This is a genomic window from Variovorax sucrosi (genome assembly GCF_051216635.1).
Lineage (GTDB): Bacteria > Pseudomonadota > Gammaproteobacteria > Burkholderiales > Burkholderiaceae_C > Variovorax.
In genome coordinates, this window is sequence record NZ_JBPJZU010000002.1 from 35982 (window position 1) to 53593 (window position 17612).

The 17612-nt window shown below is 66.8% G+C and carries 15 protein-coding genes; 4 read left to right on the forward strand and 11 right to left on the reverse strand.

The features are described 5' to 3' along the window. Positions 1–4 precede the first annotated feature (4 nt). From ACSFBE_RS03230 to ACSFBE_RS03245, 4 genes are read right to left on the reverse strand one after another with little or no spacing between them, the layout of a single operon-like run. Positions 5–1624: an ABC transporter ATP-binding protein gene (locus ACSFBE_RS03230; RefSeq protein WP_435488937.1), complete on the reverse strand. Its 1620-nt coding sequence runs from the start codon at positions 1622–1624 to the stop codon at positions 5–7. Further along, the gene (locus tag ACSFBE_RS03235) at positions 1621–2655 is read right to left on the reverse strand and encodes an ABC transporter permease (RefSeq protein WP_435488938.1); all 1035 of its coding nucleotides are present in this window, start codon (positions 2653–2655) and stop codon (positions 1621–1623) included. Before ACSFBE_RS03235 ends, ACSFBE_RS03230 begins: the two co-directional genes overlap by 4 nt. Before the next feature lie 4 nt (positions 2656–2659). After that, positions 2660–3694 (reverse strand): microcin C ABC transporter permease YejB, encoded by a 1035-nt coding sequence (locus tag ACSFBE_RS03240; RefSeq protein ID WP_435488939.1) that lies wholly within the window; start codon positions 3692–3694, stop codon positions 2660–2662. Positions 3695–3707: 13 nt separating this feature from the next. Next, positions 3708–5504, reverse strand: a complete 1797-nt coding sequence (locus ACSFBE_RS03245; RefSeq protein ID WP_435488940.1) for an extracellular solute-binding protein — start codon at positions 5502–5504, stop codon at positions 3708–3710. 37 nt (positions 5505–5541) lie between these two features. On the opposite strand from ACSFBE_RS03245, the gene fabI reads away from it, so the two are divergent. Both fabI and ACSFBE_RS03255 read left to right on the forward strand, forming a co-directional pair. Continuing rightward, a complete protein-coding gene (gene fabI / locus ACSFBE_RS03250; RefSeq protein WP_435488941.1) occupies positions 5542–6333 on the forward strand; it encodes an enoyl-ACP reductase FabI in 792 nt (263 codons plus the stop codon). Between the two features lie 42 nt (positions 6334–6375). Then, entirely contained in the window at positions 6376–7221 is an 846-nt protein-coding gene (locus tag ACSFBE_RS03255; RefSeq protein WP_435488942.1) for a DNA ligase, read from the forward strand. A gap of 6 nt (positions 7222–7227) precedes the next feature. On the opposite strand, the gene phnX is transcribed toward ACSFBE_RS03255, so the two are convergent. Genes phnX through ACSFBE_RS03285 form a run of 6 tightly spaced genes read right to left on the reverse strand, consistent with a single transcriptional unit; the run spans position 7228 to position 13733 of the window. Next, entirely contained in the window at positions 7228–8043 is an 816-nt protein-coding gene (gene phnX, locus ACSFBE_RS03260; RefSeq protein ID WP_435488943.1) for a phosphonoacetaldehyde hydrolase, read from the reverse strand. A gap of 19 nt (positions 8044–8062) precedes the next feature. Next, positions 8063–9193 carry a TIGR03364 family FAD-dependent oxidoreductase gene (locus ACSFBE_RS03265; RefSeq protein ID WP_435488944.1) on the reverse strand — a complete coding sequence of 377 codons (1131 nt, stop codon included), beginning with the start codon at positions 9191–9193 and terminating at the stop codon, positions 8063–8065. Next, positions 9190–9882, reverse strand: coding sequence for an HAD family hydrolase (locus tag ACSFBE_RS03270; protein WP_435488945.1), 693 nt, complete (start codon positions 9880–9882; stop codon positions 9190–9192). The genes ACSFBE_RS03265 and ACSFBE_RS03270 overlap by 4 nt, the downstream gene beginning before the upstream one ends. Next, a complete protein-coding gene (locus ACSFBE_RS03275) occupies positions 9879–11594 on the reverse strand; it encodes a putative 2-aminoethylphosphonate ABC transporter permease subunit (protein ID WP_435488946.1) in 1716 nt (571 codons plus the stop codon). The genes ACSFBE_RS03270 and ACSFBE_RS03275 overlap by 4 nt, the downstream gene beginning before the upstream one ends. After that, positions 11594–12685 (reverse strand): putative 2-aminoethylphosphonate ABC transporter ATP-binding protein, encoded by a 1092-nt coding sequence (locus tag ACSFBE_RS03280; RefSeq protein ID WP_435488947.1) that lies wholly within the window; start codon positions 12683–12685, stop codon positions 11594–11596. The genes ACSFBE_RS03275 and ACSFBE_RS03280 overlap by 1 nt, the downstream gene beginning before the upstream one ends. A 13-nt stretch (positions 12686–12698) precedes the next feature. Continuing rightward, complete coding sequence (locus ACSFBE_RS03285; RefSeq protein WP_435488948.1) at positions 12699–13733, reverse strand: putative 2-aminoethylphosphonate ABC transporter substrate-binding protein; 1035 nt, start codon at positions 13731–13733, stop codon at positions 12699–12701. A 156-nt stretch (positions 13734–13889) separates the two neighbouring features. On the opposite strand from ACSFBE_RS03285, the gene ACSFBE_RS03290 reads away from it, so the two are divergent. Continuing rightward, entirely contained in the window at positions 13890–14621 is a 732-nt protein-coding gene (locus ACSFBE_RS03290) for a phosphonate utilization associated transcriptional regulator (RefSeq protein WP_435488949.1), read from the forward strand. A gap of 3 nt (positions 14622–14624) precedes the next feature. Next, positions 14625–15179, forward strand: a complete 555-nt coding sequence (locus tag ACSFBE_RS03295; protein WP_435488950.1) for a phosphonate degradation HD-domain oxygenase — start codon at positions 14625–14627, stop codon at positions 15177–15179. Between the two features lie 88 nt (positions 15180–15267). Here the strand turns inward: ACSFBE_RS03295 and ACSFBE_RS03300 are convergent, their stop codons facing one another. Then, positions 15268–17562, reverse strand: a complete 2295-nt coding sequence (locus ACSFBE_RS03300; protein ID WP_435488951.1) for an Orn/Lys/Arg family decarboxylase — start codon at positions 17560–17562, stop codon at positions 15268–15270. Between the last annotated feature and the right edge of the window lie 50 nt (positions 17563–17612).

The following is a 17612-nucleotide window of genomic DNA, read 5'->3' on the forward strand; positions in this document are numbered from 1 at the left end:
TCTTCTAATCGGCCACGGCAGCCGCCACCAACTTGCGGGTGTAGGGATGTTCGGGGGCGTCGAGCACCCGCTCGACCGGCCCGTGTTCGAGGATGGCACCATCCTTCATCACGATGACCTGGTGCGCCATGGCGGCGATGACCTCGATGTCGTGCGTGATCAGCAGGTAGCTCAGCCCGCGCTCGCGCTGCAGGCGCTGCAGCAGCCCGAGCACCTGTTTCTGGATGGTGACGTCGAGCGCACTGGTCGGTTCGTCGAGCACCAGCAGCGACGGGTCGACGATCAGCGCGCGCGCGATCGCCAGCCGCTGTCGCTGCCCGCCCGAGAACTCGTGCGGATAGCGGTCGAGCAAGCCCGGGAACTGCGCCTCGCCCAAACCGACATCGGCCAGCGCCGTCAGCACACGCACCCGGCGTGCCGCACGGTCGAGCTCGGGCGAATGCACCGTCAGGCCCTCGCCCACGATCTGTTCCACCGTCATGCGCGGCGAGAGCGAGGAGAACGGGTCCTGGAAGACCACCTGCATGGTCCGCCGCAGTGCCCGGTCCTGCATGCCGCCAGCACCCCAACGCTGGCCGTCGACCTCCAGCGCGCCCTCGTGGCGCAACAGGCCCAAGGTCGCGAGCGCGAGCGTCGACTTGCCCGAGCCCGATTCGCCGACCACGCCCAGCGTTTCGCCCGGGGCGATCTGGAAGTCGGCGCCCTGCACCGCCACGAAGGCGCCCGAACGAAACCAGCCGGAGATGCCGGGGCGCGGTACGGGGTAGCTCACCCGCAAGCCCTGCGCGGCCAGCACCGGTGGCGCATCGGCGGCCGGCGGCGGCACGACATCGCGCGTCGGCCGGCTGTCAATCAGCCGGCGCGTGTAGGTATGCTGCGGCGCCCCGAACACCTCGGCCACCGCGCCCTGCTCCACGATGTGGCCGCTTTCCATCACCGCCACGCGGTCGGCGAATCGGCGCACCAGGTTCAGGTCGTGCGTGATCAGCAGCACCGCCATCCCGTGCTTGTGCTGCAGCGCGCTCAGCAGGTCGAGGATCTGGCCGCGCACCGTGACGTCAAGCGCCGTGGTCGGCTCGTCGGCCAGCAGCAGGCGTGGCTTGCAGGCCAGCGCCATGGCGATCATGGCGCGCTGTCGCTGGCCGCCGGACAGTTGGTGCGGGAAGGCGCGGGACCGGCGCTCTGGCTCCGGGATGCCGGTGTCGGCCAGCAGCTGAACCGCTGCTTCCTGCGCGTCTCGCTTCGACAGGCCCTCGTGCAACTCGAGCACCTCGGCGATCTGGTCGCCCACGCTGTAGAGCGCGTTCAGCGCGGTCATCGGCTCCTGGAAGATCATCGCGATCTCCTTGCCGCGGACTCCGCGCAGGGCGTGCTCCGACAGCGCCAGCAGGTCGCGCTCGCCGCCCGCCGCATCGGACGGTGCGGTGAAGCGCGCAACACCGCGCACCTCGGCGTTCTGCACCAGCCGCAACAGGCTGAGCGCCGTGACGGTCTTCCCCGAGCCCGACTCGCCGACCAGCGCGAGCTTCTCGCCGGCGCCGATGTGGAAGTCGATGCCGTGCACCACCGCCTTGTCGCCGAAGGCAACGCGCAGTCCCTGAACGTCGAGCAGCGGTGTCGTCACGTGTCCATCTTTCGGGGGTCGAGCGCATCGCGCAGCGCGTCGCCCATGAAGGTCAGCAGCATCAGCGTCACCACCAGCACGCCGAAGGTCGACAGCGAGATCCACCAGGCGTCGATGTTGGCCTTGCCCTGGCTCAGCAGTTCACCCAGCGACGGCGTGCCCGGCGGCACGCCCAGGCCGAGGAAGTCGAGCGAGGTCAGCGCCAAAATCGCCGCGCTCATGCGGAACGGCAGGAAGGTGACGACCGGCGTCATGCTGTTGGGCAGGATGTGGCGCCACATGATCTGCAGGTTCGACACGCCCAGCGCGCGCGCGGCCCGCACGTAGTCCATCTGGCGGTTGCGCAGAAATTCGGCACGCACATAGTCCGACAGCCCCATCCAGCCGAACAGGCTCAGCAGCACCAGCAGCAGCGCCACGCTCGGCGCGAAGATGGCGCTGAAGATGATCAGCAAGTACAGCTCGGGCATCGACCCCCAGATCTCGATGAAGCGCTGGAAGGCCAGGTCGGTCTTGCCACCGAAGAAGCCCTGGATGGCGCCGGTGATGACGCCGAGCACGACGCCGATGACGGTCAGCGCCAGGGCGAACAGCACGCTCACGCGGAAGCCGTAGATCAGCTGCGCCAGCAGGTCACGCCCACGGTCGTCGCTGCCGAAGAAGTTCTCGCGCGACGGCGCGGCCGGGTTCGGCGAGGTCGCGAAGTAGTTCAGCGTCTTCGGGCCGTAGGGGTTGGGCGCGTAGAGCGCCCAGTTGCTGCCTTGCGTGATGCGCTCGCGGATGAATGGGTCGAGGTAGTCGGCCGGCGTCTCGAAGTCGCCACCGAAGGTCTTCTCGGAATAGTCGCGCAGCACCGGGAAGTACGTCGTGCCTTCGTAGCGCACGACCAGTGGCTTGTCGGTCGACAGCACCTCGGCGAACAGGCTCGCCACCACCAGCACGCTGAAGACCACCAGGCTCCAGAAGCCGAGGCGGTTGCGCTTGAAGCGGCGCCAGGCGCGACGGCCCGGGCTGTCGGAAAGGGGTGGCACGGCGCTAGTCAAACTTCACCCTCGGGTCCACCCAGACATAGCAGAGATCGGAGATCAGCTTGGTCACCAGCCCGATCAGCGTGAAGAGATAGAGCGTGCCCAGCACCACCGGGTAGTCGCGCCGGATCACGCTTTCGTAGCTCAGCAGGCCGAGGCCGTCGAGCGAGAACAGGGTTTCGATCAGCAGCGCGCCGGTAAAGAAGGCGCCGATGAAAGCCGCCGGAAAGCCGGTGACGATCGGGATCAGCGCGTTGCGAAACACATGCTTCCACAATACCTGCCGTTCGCTCAGCCCCTTGGCGCGGGCGGTCAGGACGTACTGCTTGCGGATCTCTTCCAGGAAGGAATTCTTGGTCAGCATGGCGGTGACCGCGAAGCTTCCGAGCACCATCGCCGTGATCGGCAGCGTGATGTGCCAGAGGTAGTCGACGATGCGCGCGCCCCACCCCATCGACTCCCAGTTGGGCGACGTGAGCCCGCGCAGCGGGAACCACTGCAGCTGCCCGCCGAAGATGACCAGCAGCGCCACACCCAGCACGAAGCCGGGGATGGCATAGCCGATCAGCACGATCAGCGTGGTGACGAAGTCGAAGCGCGAACCCGCCCGCACCGCCTTCGCCACGCCCAGCGGCACGGCGATCAGGTAGCTGATGAAAAAGGTCCAGAGGCCGAGGCTGATCGACACCGGCAGCTTTTCCTTCACGAGTTGCCACACGTCCTTGCGCTGGTAGAAGCTGGTGCCCAGGTCGAAGCGCGCGTAGCTCTTGAGCATCTGCCAGAAGCGCTCGTGCGCGGGCTTGTCGAAGCCGTAGAGCTGCTTGATCTCCTTGATGCGTTTCTCGTCCAGGCCCTGGCGGCCACGGTAGCCGGCGCCCGAACTGGCGGCACGCTCGCCGCCCGAATCGCGTCCCTGCAACTGCGCCACCATCTGCTCGACCGGGCCACCGGGCACGAACTGGATCACGACGAAAGTCAGCAGCAGCACGCCGAAAAGCGTCGGCACCATGAGCAGCAGGCGTTTGAGGATGTAGCTGGTCATGCGCGGCGCCCGGTCACTTGTTCGCGGGCGAAGCCCACCAGGTGCTCATGGCCCAGGTATCGGCCTGGTAGTACGGCGGAATGCTCGGCGGCAGCACGAAAGGCGCAGGCCGGTAGCCGATCAGGAAGGCGTCGCCGTAGTACTGCGGCACCGAGTAGTAGCCATGCGACAGCACCCGGTCGAGCGCACGCATGGCACTCACGAGCTCGGGTCGCGTCTTGGATGCCACCACCTTCTGCAGCAACGCATCCACCGCCGGGTCGGCGATGCCCCAGATGTTCGCCGAGCCGTTGGTCGACGCGGCCTTCGATCCGAACAGTTCGAGCAGTTCGCCGCCCGGTGCGGTGCTGCCGGGCAAACGCGTCGTGGTCATCTCGAAATCGAAGTTGTCCATGCGCTGCTGCGACAGCGAGAAGTCGACCGTGCGAAAGCTCATCTGGATGCCCAGCTTCTGCAGTGCGGTCTGGAAAGGCGTGGCCACGCGGATCAGCGAGGGCTGGTCGTTGAGGAACTCGATGGTGAAGGGCTCGTTCTTCGCATTGCGCAGTGCGCCATCGCGGTAGGTCCATCCGGCTTCGGCAAGCAACGTGCGTGCCTTGCGCAGGTTCTCGCGCAGGCTGCCGGGCGGGACGGTGCTGGGCGACACCATGGCCGGCCCGAAGACCTCGGGCCGCACCTGGCTGCGCAGCGGTTCGAGCAATGCCAGTTCTTCCGGCTTGGGCAAGCCCTCGGCATGGAACTCGCTGTTGGGATAGTAGCCCTCGACCCGCTTGTAGAGGCCGTAGAAGAGTTGCTTGTTGAGCCACTCGAAGTCCATCGCAAGCCCGATGGCCTGGCGCACCCGGATGTCCTTGAACTTGTCCTTGCGCACATTGAAGACATAGCCTTGGAAGTCGCCTGGGTTCTTGTTCTCGAAGGCGCGCTTGACGAGCTCGCCCGAGGTGAACTGCTTGCCGGTGTACTGGCGCGCCCAGTTGCGCGAGGTGAATTCGCGCATGAAGTCGTACTCGCCCGCTTTCAGGCCCTCGAACTTCGAGGTGTCGTCGAGGTAGATCTTGAAGGTCACGCGGTCGAAGTTGAACAGACCCTTGCGCACCGGCAGGTCGGCGCCCCAGTAGCCGGGGTCGCGGGTGTACGTGATGTCGCGGCCCATGCGCGGGTTCGCGATCTTGTAGGGACCGGAGCCGATCGGCACCTCGGTCGTGATCTGGTCGAAGAGCTTGCCCTTGCCCCAGGCGCGGCTGAAAACGGCCATGCCGCCCACGACCAGCGGGAGCTCGGGGTTGGGGCTGGCGAAGTCGAAACGCACGGTGCGGGCGTCGACGGCGATCACGTCCTTGACCTCGGCATAGATGGTCTTGAACTGCGGCGCCGCCTCCTTGCTCATCAGCATGCGAAAGGAGTGCACCACGTCGGCCGCCTGCACGGGCGCGCCGTCGTGGAAGCGCGCCTTCGGATCAAGCCGGAAGGTCGCCGAGCGCTTGTCCTCGGCCACCGCGACGTCCTCGGCCAGCAAGCCGTAGGCCGTGGTCGGCTCTTCGGAATTGCCCGTGAGCAGGCTCTCGATCATGAGCGAGCCGATGCCGTAGGGCGCCGTGCCCTTGAGCGTGAATGGGTTGAACTTGTCGAAATTGGTCGGCCGCGTGGGTGGCACCATGCGGATCTCGCCGCCCTTGGGCGCCTGCGGATTCGCATAGCTGAAGTTCGTGAAGCCGGGCGGGTACTTGACGTCGCCGAACTGCGCGTAGGCATGGGCAGCCCACGAGGGGGCCGCCGAGAGCAACATCATCAGGAGCAGCCAACCTCGCATGCGAGAATTCTGCCCAAGATTTTCACGAGGCAACTCCATGGGCTTTCTTTCGGGCAAAAAAATTCTGATCACCGGCGTGCTGAGCAACCGATCGATCGCGTACGGCATCGCCAAGGCCTGTCATCAACAGGGTGCGGAACTGGCCTTCAGCTATGTCGGCGAGCGTTTCAAGGACCGTATCACCGAATTCGCTGCCGACTTCGGCTCCAAGCTGATCTTCGACTGCGACGTGGGCGACGACGCGCAGATCGAGAAGCTCTTCGCGGACCTCTCGCAGACCTGGCCGAAGTTCGATGGCTTCGTGCACAGCATCGGCTTCGCGCCACGCGAGGCGATTGCAGGTGACTTCCTCGACGGCCTGTCGCGAGAGGGCTTCAAGATCGCGCACGACATCAGCGCCTACAGCTTCCCGGCCATGGCCAAGGCCGCCCTGCCCTACCTCAATGACAAGTCGGCCCTGCTCACGCTGACCTACCTCGGCGCCATCCGCGCCCTGCCAAACTACAACACCATGGGCCTGGCCAAGGCCAGCCTAGAAGCCTCGGTACGTTACCTGGCGCAATCGCTCGGCCCCAAGGGGATGCGCGTGAACGGCATCAGCGCCGGTCCGGTCAAGACGCTCGCGGCCAGCGGCATCAAGGGCTTCGGCAGGATCCTCGCCACCGTCGCCGAGGTATCGCCCATCCGCCGCAACATCACGATCGAGGATGTCGGCAACGTGGCCGCCTTCCTGCTGAGCGACCTCGCCGGCGGCGTGACGGCCGAGATCACCTACGTCGACGGCGGCTTCAGCAACGTGGTGGGCGGCATCGACGAGCCTGCTGTCTGATTTTCGGTTCTCCGAACGGGAGAGTGACCTGGGAGGGTCGCAATGAAACGACGTCGCTTTCTGATGGCGGCTGGCTTGGCGGGCGCCCTGCCGCTGACCACCCTGGCCGCCGCCCCGGCGCTGATGCTGGCCGAGGTGTACCGGCCCGGCATGCCGCTCGCCGGCTACTGGGTCAGCGAGAAGTACGACGGCGTGCGCGGCTACTGGGACGGCCGCGTGCTTTGGACGCGTGGCGGCACCCGCGTCGTGGCGCCGGCCTGGTTCACCGCGCCGCTGTCGGCCACGCCGATGGACGGCGAACTCTGGGCCGGCCGGGGTCGCTTCGAGCTGGCCACATCGACTGTGCGCAGCGAAGCCCCGAACGAAGCGGCCTGGCGCGAGATGCGCTTCATGGTGTTCGACCTGCCCGCCCAGCCCGGCGACTTCGACGCGCGGCTGGCCGCGCTGCGCCAGCTGCTGCCCATCACCCAGGCGCCGTGGGTGGTGCCGGTCGCACAGCAGCGCGCGACCACGCATGCCGAGCTGCAAGCGCTGCTGAACAAGACGGTGAAGCTCGGCGGTGAGGGCCTGATGCTCCATCGCGGCGGCGCGCCGTACCGCGGTGAGCGCAACGCCGACCTGCTGAAGTTCAAGCCCTACGACGATGCCGAGGCACGCGTTGTCGGCCACACGGCCGGCCAGGGCCGGCATGCGGGCCATCTTGGCGCCCTGGTCGTCGAGACGCCGGAGGGGCGGCGCTTCAAGCTGGGCGGCGGCTTCACGGATGCACAGCGCCGCGACCCGCCACCGGTCGGCACCTGGGTGACCTACCGCTACAACGGCACCAACCCGAGCGGCGTGCCACGATTCGCGCGCTTCATGCGGGTGCGCAGCGACGCCGGCAGCTGAGCGGGCTCAGGGCATCCGGCCCTGCTTCAGCTTCGCCTCGATGTCCTCGATCACGGGCATCAGGTCCGCCACGCTGTCGATCACGTAGTGCGCACCGGCGGCCTTGAGCTTGACGGTCGCGGCCTGGCGCAGCGCCTCCTGCTGCGCCGCGTCCAGCGCCTCCCATTGCGCCAGCGGCAGGCCGACCGCGTTGCCGCTGATGGCCAGGCCCACCGTCCAGGTGCCGGCGTTCAGGCCTTCCTCGATGCCGACACCGGTGTCGTCGACCTTCACCACGCGGGACGGCGGCCACACGCCGATGTCGGCGAAGGTGCGGTACATCATGAGCGGTGACGGGCGGCCGGCCGCCAGGTCGCCGGCGCACACCAGGTTGTCGGGCACGTAGCCGCCGGCCGCGGCGATGGGTGTCAGCACCTCCATGATCGGCCGGTTGTAGCCGGTGGTGGAGCCGATCTTGAGGCCACGCGCGCGCAGCGAGTCGACCATCTGCACCGCGCCGGGAATGAAGTCGGCGAAGTCGGCCACCACCGCCGCATTCATCGGCGTGAAGACCTCGTAGAGATGGTCGACATCGGCATCGGTGAAGGGCTTGCCGTGCACCTGCTGCCACTGCGCGGCGATGCGCGGCAGTTGCCCGAGCGCATGGATGTGGTCCCACTTGGCCATGCCCATGGGGCCACGCGCCTCGTCGATGGTGAGGCTGACGCCGAACTTCTCGAACAGGCGCACGAAGGCGCCCATCGGCGCGCAGGAGCCGAAGTCAAGGATGGTGCCAGCCCAGTCGAAGACGACGGCGCTGAGGGTGGTCGGGTTGGAAGTCATAAAAAGAAAAGAAGAGGGTTTACCAATCCGCGAACACTTCTTCGGCAATGCCGAAGGCGGTGCTGGCGCCGGTGCCGCTGGTGACGATCACCATCCGAGTGGCATCGTCGGGGCGGTCGATCAGGCAGTCGGTGCTGGCCGACGAGGGGTAGGTGCCGACCCAGCGCTGGGTCACCGTGGCCTGCTGCAGCTTGAGCGTCTCGCGCAGATGACGCAGGATCAGGTCGTCGACGCGCTGGTCGGCGAAGGGTTCGAGCACGGCGCCGTAGTGGTGCGAATCGCCCACCACCAGCGAGCCGTCGGCGCTCTGCACAACGATGAGGTGGATGCCGTGGGCCAGCGATTCGCCCTCCTCCCGCCGCATCTGTTCGAGCAGCGGCGCCGCCTCGGGCAGTTGGCTGTAGCCGTGGTAGCGCACCAGGCTCAGGTCGGCCATGACCGAGCCCGGCAGCTGGAAGCCCGGCTCGGGCTGCACCCGCAGCATGTGCAACTGGCACAGGCGCAGCTGATGCGGCACCAGGCGTTCGGCGAACAGGCCGTTCAGGTCGGTATTCGTGCAGACGGCCACGCGTTCGCCGTGCAGCACGGCGCGCGAGGTGCGCACGCGCGGCGTCGCGACCTCGAGCACGGCCTCGCCGAATCGGAACACCACGCCGTGCGCCTCGGCCAGCCAGCGCGCCAGCAGGCCGATGGCGGTGCGCGACTCGACGCGCATCTCGTGCGGGCTGTAGAGCACGCCCTGAGCGCCGTGGAGCTGCAGTACGGGCGCGCGCCTTGCGGCCTCGTCCACATCGAGCAGTTCGCACTGCGCGCCCATCTCGGTGGCCATGAAGGCCTCGAGCACCTTGAGCGCCTGCGGACGGAAGGCCGTGAGGTACAGGCCCTGATGTACCGCCTCGATGCCGGCCTGCGGTGCGACTTCGCCCCAGATCTCGCGGGCACGCCGGGCGCGGCGCCAGGTGTCGCCGGCGCCCTGCCCCGTGACGGTCACGAAGCCGAAATTGCGGATGGATGCGCCGACGCAGGCCGCGTCGCGCTCCACCACGCACACGCGCAGGCCGCGGCGTGCCGCCACGTAGGCGTGGGCCAGGCCGACGATGCCGGCACCGATCACGATGAGATCGAAATGCGAGTTGGCTGCTGCAGTCATGGTTCGGAAGGGAAGGAAGGCCGCGCGAGGCGCAGCACCGGCCAGTGCCGCGCCTGTGCTTCGGCGGTCAGTTGGGGATCGGGATCGACGGCGACCGGCTGGCCCACGGCCAGCAGCAGCGGCAGGTCGTTGATCGAATCGCTGTAGAAGAAAGCGGTCCGCAGCAGCCCGTCGGACGTGACGCCGCGCTCGGCCAGCCACGCGCGCAGACGCGTGACCTTGCCCTCGCGCATGTTGAGCGTGCCGCGCGTGCGACCGCTGAAACGTCCGTCGGTCTCTTGTGCGAGTTCGGTGGCGATCACGTGCTCGAAGCCCAGCTCGGCCGCCGTTCGCTCGACCAGGAAGCGGCTGGTGGCGCTGGTGAGCACCATCAGGTCGCCGTGCAAGACATGCTGTCGCAGGAGTTCACGCGCCGCCGGTGGAATGCGCGGCCGGACCACCTGCGCCATGAAGGCCTCGCGCACCGGGTGCCATTGCGCTGGCGTGCGGCCCTGGAGCGTGGACGCGAAGAACTCGCAGAAGTCCGCCGGTGCGGCTTCGCCTGCGCGATAGCGGCGGTCCATCTCGGCGTTCCGTGCTGCGAAGCTCGCATCGAGCAGGCCCTGCGCGATCAGAAAATCGGCCCACAGCACCTCGCTGTCACCGTCGAGCAAGGTATTGTCCAGGTCGAACAGGACCAGCGCGCTCATCGCCCGGGAGCCCGCCAGGACTGGGTGCGACGATCCACCCATTTGCCGAGCGCCATGTAGAGCAAGGTGACCACCGCCGAAGTCGCGGCGATCAGCACCGCCATGGCGGCGGCCGGGCCGGTGTCACCCGCCTCGTCGAGGTTGAGGATGGCGACGGATGCCAGCTTGGTGTCGGGCGAATAGAGGAAGACGACCGCCGAGATGGTGGTCATCGCGTTGATGAAGAAGTAGCGCGACACGTCCAGCAGGGTCGGCAGGCAGATCGGCAGTGTGACGCGCCAGAAGGTCTTGTAGAACGGCACCTTGAGCGAGGCCGAAACCGACTCGAATTCGGCATCGATCGACTTCAGGGCGGTGACCATCGTCAGGTGTCCGGTGGTGTAGAAGTGGACGATGGTGCACAGCACCAGCAAGGGCAGCGACTGGTACAGCACATTCAACGGGTTCGCCGGGGCATTGAAGAAGAAGATGTAGCCCAGGCCGAGCACCAGGCCGGGCACGGCCATCGGCAGCATCGCCAGCAGGCGCACCAGCGACCGTGCCCAATCGAGTCCGCGGGTCTTCTCCAGCAGGTAGGCACCGACGAACACCACCGTCGTGCCGATCACCGCGGTACAGCCCGCCAGCTTCAGGCTGTTGATCATCGCGTCGCCCAGCTCCGCATCGACCAGCCCGGAGATGTAGTGCGTCAGGCTCGGCTGCAGGTTGTAGGGCCACAGGGTGGCGAAGGACGCGAAGACCGCCATGCCGAACATCGCGAGCATCAGGCCGGCGATCACCACGCAGTAGAGCGTCATGACACGGTCGAACCCGCGCGAACGCTTGGGCACCAGGGCCACGGCCCGGGCAGTGAGCGTCGAGGTCTGCTTGCGCTGCACCAGGTAGTCGATGCCGAAGGTGATGGCCGCCGGCATGAGCAGGAGCAACGCGACCACCGCGCCGCGCTGGAAGTCCTGCTGCCCGATCACGAGCTTGAACACATCGGTCGCCAGCACGTTGAAATTGCCGCCCACCACCTTGGGGATGCCAAAGTCGGTGATGACGAGGGTGAAGCACACCATTCCCGCCGAGATCAGCCCGTACTTGGCGCCTGGCAGCGTGATGGTGAAGAACTTGCGCACGGTGCCGGTGCCCAGCGCATCGGCCGCCTCGTACAGCCGCGCATCGGCCAGCGTGAGCGCGGTGACGAGGATCATCAGCACGTGCGGAAAGGCGGCAAAGCATTCCGCCAGCACGATGCCCGACGCGCCGTAGATGCCGCTGAAGCCCAGCGCGAGCCACAAATCCTTGGCGATGCCCTGGTTGCCGAACCAGTAGATCAACGAGATCGCCGACAGCAGCGACGGCGCCAGCAGCGGCAGCAGCGTGATGGTGCGAAACAGCGGCTTCAAGGGCATGCAGCTGCGTGTCAGCGCATACGCGAAGGTGAAGGCCAGTGGCAGCACGATGGCCGTCACCAGCAGCGACACCCAGACGCTGTGCCACAGGCTCTGCAACAGGGCCGGTGACGCCAGGTAGGCCGCAAAGGCACTGGCACCGGAAGCAGCCCCTTCGGGTGCGTCGAGTGCCTTCGACAGGATCAGCAGCAGCGGCGCGAGCAGCCCGATGCACAGCAGCGCGACCGTGCCGAGCAACCCCAGATTCGCGAGTCGGTCGGTCCAGTGGACCTGCTGCCGCAGTGGCGGCTGGACGACGGCAGACAGCGGCGCCATCAGGCCGCCGACAGCGGAAACACGCGCAGCCGGTCGGCACGCAGCGCGAAGCGTACGTTCGCACCCTCATGCACCGCAAACTCGTCCATCTGGTTGAGCGAATACTGCAGTTGAAGCGGCTGGCCGGGCATGCCGTCGACCTCCACCTCGGCCAGGCAATTGCCGCCCAGGAACTCGATGTGGCGCACGACGCCGGTGCAGCGCAGCGGGTCGTCGTCACGCACGCCGGGCCCGACGACACGGTCCTCCGGACGCAGGTACAGCGCGACCTCGTGGCCGGGCCGGAAATCCGCCCCGGCAGCGGGCAGGCACTGCAGGCGCTTCTCGCCGCAGCGGAACCAATGATCGCCCTCGGCCACACCGCGAAGGCGGTTCACCTTGCCGACGAAGTCGGCCACGAAGGGCGACGCCGGCTCACGGTAGACCTGCATGGGCGTGCCGACCTGTTCGATGACGCCATGGTTCATCACCACGATGCGGTCGGCCACCGACAGCGCCTCTTCCTGGTCATGCGTGACCATGACGGTCGTCACGCCAAGCTCGCGTTGCAGCGAGCGGATCTCGTTGCGCAGATGCACGCGCACGATGGCGTCGAGCGCCGACAGCGGTTCGTCGAGCAGCAGCAGCCCGGGCGAGGTCGCAAGCGCCCGCGCCAGCGCGATGCGCTGCTGCTGGCCGCCCGACAGTTGCGCCGGGTACTTGCTACCGCTGCCCGGCAGGCCGACCAGCTTCAGCAGCTCGTCGACGCGCGGCGCGATCTGCGCGCGCGACTGCTTGCGGTTGACCAGCCCATAGGCCACGTTCTGCGCGACCGTGAGGTTCGGGAACAGCGCATACGACTGGAACATGATCCCGTAGTCGCGCCCGCCCGGCGGCAGCACCGAGATGTCGCGGCCGGCCTGCACGATGCGCCCGGCCGTCTGCGTCTCCAGGCCCGCGATGATGCGCAGCAGCGTGGTCTTGCCGCAGCCCGAGGGCCCCAGGAAGCAGACGAATTCCCCGCGACCGATCGACAGGTGGATGTCGTCGAGCGCGGTGAAGGCGCCGAAGCGCTTGTGGATGCCCTGCAGTTCGAGGTAGGCCTCGGTCACGCGCGGCCCCGGCTCACTTCTTCGGTTCGCTCTTGGCGTCGTAGCGCTTCGACCATTCGGCCAGCGTGCGTTCGCGGCCGGCGGCGGCCTTGTCGAAGTCGAGCTTGATCAACCGCGACTCGTAGTCGGCCGGGATGTTGGCCAGCTTGGGCGCGACGCCCGGCTGCGCGGTGATCGCGAAGTTCTTGCCGTACAAAATCATGGCGTCCTTCGACGAGGCCCAGTCGGCCAGCTTCTTGGCAGCGTCGAGTTTCTTGGTGCCCTTGTAGATGGCGAAGCCTTCCAGGTCCCAGCCCAGGCCTTCCTTCGGGAACACCAGTTCGATCGGCGCGCCCTTGGCCTTGTTGGCGTGGCCGCGGTATTCGAAGGACACGCCGGCCACGTATTCGCCAGCCGCGGCCATGTTGCAGGGCTTGGAGCCCGAGTGCGTGTACTGGCCGATGTTCTCGTGCAGCGCGTCCATGTACTTCCAGCCGCCGCCCTTGCCGCCATCGTCGCCCCACATCTGCAGCCACGACACCACGTCGAGGTAGCCGGTGCCCGAGGACGCGGGGTTGGGCATCACGACCTGGCCCTTGAACTCGGGCTTGGTCAGATCCTTCCAGGTGGTCGGGATCGGGATGTTCTTCTTCTTGGCTTCGACGGTGTTGAAGCACACCACCGCGCCGAACACATCCATGCCGAACCAGGCCGGCGGCGACTTCTTGTCGCGGTAGGCCGGCATGATCGCGTCGAGGTTCAGCGGCGCGTAGGGCTCGAGCATGCCGTTGCGCTCGAACAGGGCCAGGCTGGTGGCGGCCACGCCCATGATCACGTCGGCCTGCGGGTTGGCCTTCTCGGCCAGCAGCTTGGCCGTCACCACACCGGTGGAGTCGCGCACCCACTTGATGTCGATGTTCGGCTCGACCTTGTTGAAGGCCTCCTGGTAGGCCTTCAGCTGGTCGGTCTCCAGCGCGGTGTAGACGATCAGCTGCGTCTTCTGCGCCAATGCGGCGCCGGCGAATGCCATGCCGATCAGGCCGGCGAGGAGGGACTTGGCGAGAGACATCGAGAGGGTCCTTGTCGAAAAAGAAAGGGACTGTGCCGGCACGAAACGACATGTTCGTGACACAGGCGCCAAGCAAAATCGGGGCCATCTCGACTCATTTGTCTATTGTCTTTTGTAAATTGTAGACAACCTACGATGGACGAGTAGGATGGAAACATGGCCCCGAGGATCTCCAGCAACCCTGCCATCGCCCAGCTCCAATCCAACTCCCTGGCCAATCTGGTGCAGCGCGAGATCGAGCACATGATCCTGGACGGCACGCTCCCCTCCGGTGCCAAGCTCACCGAGGCCACGCTGGCCGAGCAGATCGGCGTGTCGCGCGGGCCGGTGCGCGAGGCCTTCCGCATGCTCGAAGAAGCCGGCCTGGTGCGCACCGAAAAAAACCGCGGCGTGTTCGTGCGCGACGTGCCGGTCGAGGAAGCGCTGGAGATCTTCGAGGTGCGCGCCGTGATGGACCTCTACGTCGGCCGCAAGCTGGCCCTGGGCATCACGCCCACCGAGGTGCGTGAGCTGCGGCAACTGGTGGATGCGATGGAACAGGCCGTCAAGAGCGACAACGCGCACGACTACCACCGCTTCAACCTCAAGTTCCACGACCGGCTGCTGGAGCTCGCGGGCAACAGCAAGCTGCTCGCGACCTACCGGCGGCTGGTCAACGAACTGTCGCTGTTCCGCCGGCAGAACCTCACAACCGAATCGATGACCGCCTATTCACGCGAACATCGGCAGATCGTCAAGGCCATCGCGGCCGGCGACCCGGATGCGGCCGGGCAAGCCATGTACCAGCATGTGATGAACAGCCGCGAGCGCACGCTGCGCAACTACGAGCAGAAGCAGGCCGCTGCCCGCACCGCGGCCGTCAAGGCCGCAGTTGCCGTGACAGCCTGAACCATGGCGCTGAGCCTGTCCGACATCGAAGCGCTCTTTGCACGCCACGGCGCCGCGCAATACAGCGGCGAGCCCGTGACCCAGCTCGAACACGCCCTGCAGACGGCGCTGCTTGCCGAGCAGTCGGGTGCCGACGACGAGTTGGTCACGGCCGCGCTGCTGCACGACCTGGGCCATCTGCTCAACGACCAGGGCGAAACGCCCACCCTGCGCGGGGTGGACGACGTGCACCAGTATTTCGCCCTGCCCTTCCTGCGCGGCGTGTTCGGCGAGCGCGTGCTGGCGGCGATCAAGTGGCACGTCGACGCCAAGCGCTACCTGTGCGCGACGCGCGCCGACTACTGGCAGCAACTGTCGGCCGACTCCAGGCGCAGCCTCGAACTCCAGGGCGGCATCTTCTCGGCCGAGCAGGCGGCGACCTTCATCGCGCAGGAGCACGCGACCGATGCGGTCGCGTTGCGGCTGTGGGACGACCTGGCCAAGGTACCGGCCTGCCCGACGCCGCCGCTCGCGCACTACCTGGCGCGTGCGCAACGCTGCGTGCTGGCCCCGGCGTGAGCCTCAGCGGCCCGGTCCGGCTGGCAGCGCGCCGCCGGCACCGCAGTGGTGGCCGGCGTCACTGCGCTGCGCTTCGGCGAATGCGTCCTCAGGTCGCGCGCACGCAGTCGGCGTAGTAGCGCTTCTTGCCGTTCTCGTCGACCCGTGCCACGAGGCCGTGGATGTCGGTCTCGAAGCCCGGGCATTCGGCATTGAACTCCCGCGCGAACTTCAGGTAGTCGACGATCTTCTTGTTGAAGACCTCACCCGGAATCAGCAGAGGGATGCCGGGCGGGTACGGCGTGATCAGGCTGGTGGTGATGCGGCCTTCGAGGTGGTCGATCTCCACGCGCTCGGTCTTGCGGTGGGCGATGTGGGCGAAGGCGTCGCTCGGCTTCATGGCCGGCGTCAGGTCGCTCAGATAGATCTCGGTGGTGAGGCGTGCGATGTCGTAGCGCGCATACAGCTCATGCACCCGGTGGCACAGGTCGCGCAGGCCCAGGCGCTCGTAGCCGGGGTGGCTCTGGCAGAACTCGGGCAGGATGCGCCACATCGGCTGGTTGCGGGCGTAGTCGTCCTTGAACTGCTGCAGCGCCGTCAGCAGCGTGTTCCAGCGGCCCTTGGTGATGCCGATGGTGAACATGATGAAGAAGCTGTAGAGCCCGGTCTTCTCCACGATCACGCCGTGCTCGGCGAGGAACTTGGTCACGACGCTGGCGGGGATGCCGGTCTCGGCGAACTTGCCCTGCAGGTCCAGCCCCGGCGTGACGATGGTCGACTTGATGGGGTCGAGCATGTTGAAGCCGTCGGCCAGCTTGCCGAAGCCGTGCCAGTTGCGCTTGGCGCTCTTGGCCTTGCTGTCGGTGCTGCCCTCGCCCTTCATGATCCAGTCGTCGGCGCGGCCAATGCCTTCTTCGACGAGCTTCTCGGGGCCCCAGACCTTGAACCACCACTCGTCCTTGCCGAATTCGGCTTCGACCTTGCGCATGGCGCGGCGGAAGTCGAGCGCTTCCAGGATGCTTTCCTCCACCAGCGCGGTGCCGCCGGGCGGCTCCATCATCGCGGCGGCCACGTCGCAGCTCGCGATGATCGCGTACTGCGGGCTGGTCGACGAGTGCATCAGGTAGGCCTCGTTGAACAGGTCGCGGTCGAGCGCGCGGTTCTGCGAGTCCTGCACCAGCACGTGGCTGGCCTGGCTGATGCCGGCCAGCAGCTTGTGAGTCGACTGGGTGGCGAACACCAGCGATTCCTTCGGCCGCACCCGGCGCTTGCCCATGGCGTGGTAGGCGCCGTAGAACGGATGAAAGGCCGCGTGCGGCAACCAGGCCTCGTCGAAGTGCAGCGTGTCGACGTAGCCGTCGAGCATGTTCTTGATGGTCTCGGTGTTGTAGATCACGCCGTCGTAGGTCGACTGCGTGAGCGTCATCACACGCGGCTTGATCTTGTCGTGGTCGACGCCGGCCAGCAGCGGGTTCGCCTTGATCTTGGCCTTGATCGCACTCTGCTCGAACTCGCTCTTGGGGATCGGGCCGATGATGCCGAAGTGGTTGCGCGTGGGCTTCATGAAGACCGGGATCGCGCCGGTCATGATGATCGCGTGCAGGATCGACTTGTGGCAGTTGCGGTCGACCACCACCACGTCGTCGGGCGCCACCGTGTGGTGCCACACCATCTTGTTGCTCGTGCTGGTGCCGTTGGTCACGAAGAAGCAATGGTCGGCGTTGAAGATGCGCGCCGCATTGCGCTCGCTGGCCGCCACCGGGCCGGTGTGATCGAGCAGCTGGCCGAGTTCCTCGACCGCGTTGCAGACGTCGGCGCGCAGCATGTTCTCGCCGAAGAACTGGTGGAACATCTGGCCGACCGGGCTCTTCAGGAAGGCCACGCCGCCCGAATGCCCCGGGCAGTGCCACGAGTACGAACCGTCTTCCGCGTAGTCGATCAGCGCCTTGAAGAACGGCGGCTGCACGCCCTCGAGGTAGCTCTTGGCTTCGCGGATGATGTGGCGCGCCACGAACTCCGGCGTGTCCTCGAACATGTGGATGAAGCCGTGCAGTTCGCGCAGGATGTCGTTCGGGATGTGGCGGGACGTCTTGGTCTCGCCGTAGATGTAGATCGGTACTTCGGCGTTCTTGCGGCGCACCTGCTCGATGAAGCTGCGCAGGTTCAGCACGGCCGGGTCGAGGTCGGGGCCGGGCGTGAATTCCTCGTCGTCGATCGACAGGATGAAGGCGCTGGCCCGGCTCTGCTGCTGGGCGAATTGCGACAGGTCGCCGTAGCTGGTGACGCCCAGCACCTCGAAGCCCTCGCTCTCGAAGGCCTGCGCCAGCGCGCGAATGCCGAGCCCCGAGGTGTTCTCGGCGCGGAAGTCCTCGTCGATGATGACGATGGGAAAGCGAAATTTCATGCGGGGAGCTCCGAAGACGCGAAGAGACGAAGAGGCAAAAGCGCAAAGAG

Excerpts from the sequence above, each read along its gene's own strand:
- ACSFBE_RS03285 (WP_435488948.1), bottom strand. The coding sequence starts at position 13,733 with ATGTCTCTCGCCAAGTCCCTCCTCGCCGGCCTGATCGGCATGGCATTC.
- phnX (WP_435488943.1), bottom strand. The coding sequence starts at position 8,043 with ATGACTTCCAACCCGACCACCCTCAGCGCCGTCGTCTTCGACTGGGCT.
- ACSFBE_RS03290 (WP_435488949.1), top strand. The coding sequence starts at position 13,890 with ATGGCCCCGAGGATCTCCAGCAACCCTGCCATCGCCCAGCTCCAATCC.
- ACSFBE_RS03300 (WP_435488951.1), bottom strand. The coding sequence starts at position 17,562 with ATGAAATTTCGCTTTCCCATCGTCATCATCGACGAGGACTTCCGCGCC.
- ACSFBE_RS03265 (WP_435488944.1), bottom strand. The coding sequence starts at position 9,193 with ATGACTGCAGCAGCCAACTCGCATTTCGATCTCATCGTGATCGGTGCC.
- fabI (WP_435488941.1), top strand. The coding sequence starts at position 5,542 with ATGGGCTTTCTTTCGGGCAAAAAAATTCTGATCACCGGCGTGCTGAGC.
- ACSFBE_RS03255 (WP_435488942.1), top strand. The coding sequence starts at position 6,376 with ATGAAACGACGTCGCTTTCTGATGGCGGCTGGCTTGGCGGGCGCCCTG.
- ACSFBE_RS03240 (WP_435488939.1), bottom strand. The coding sequence starts at position 3,694 with ATGACCAGCTACATCCTCAAACGCCTGCTGCTCATGGTGCCGACGCTT.
- ACSFBE_RS03295 (WP_435488950.1), top strand. The coding sequence starts at position 14,625 with ATGGCGCTGAGCCTGTCCGACATCGAAGCGCTCTTTGCACGCCACGGC.
- ACSFBE_RS03270 (WP_435488945.1), bottom strand. The coding sequence starts at position 9,882 with ATGAGCGCGCTGGTCCTGTTCGACCTGGACAATACCTTGCTCGACGGT.
- ACSFBE_RS03275 (WP_435488946.1), bottom strand. The coding sequence starts at position 11,594 with ATGGCGCCGCTGTCTGCCGTCGTCCAGCCGCCACTGCGGCAGCAGGTC.
- ACSFBE_RS03245 (WP_435488940.1), bottom strand. The coding sequence starts at position 5,504 with ATGCGAGGTTGGCTGCTCCTGATGATGTTGCTCTCGGCGGCCCCCTCG.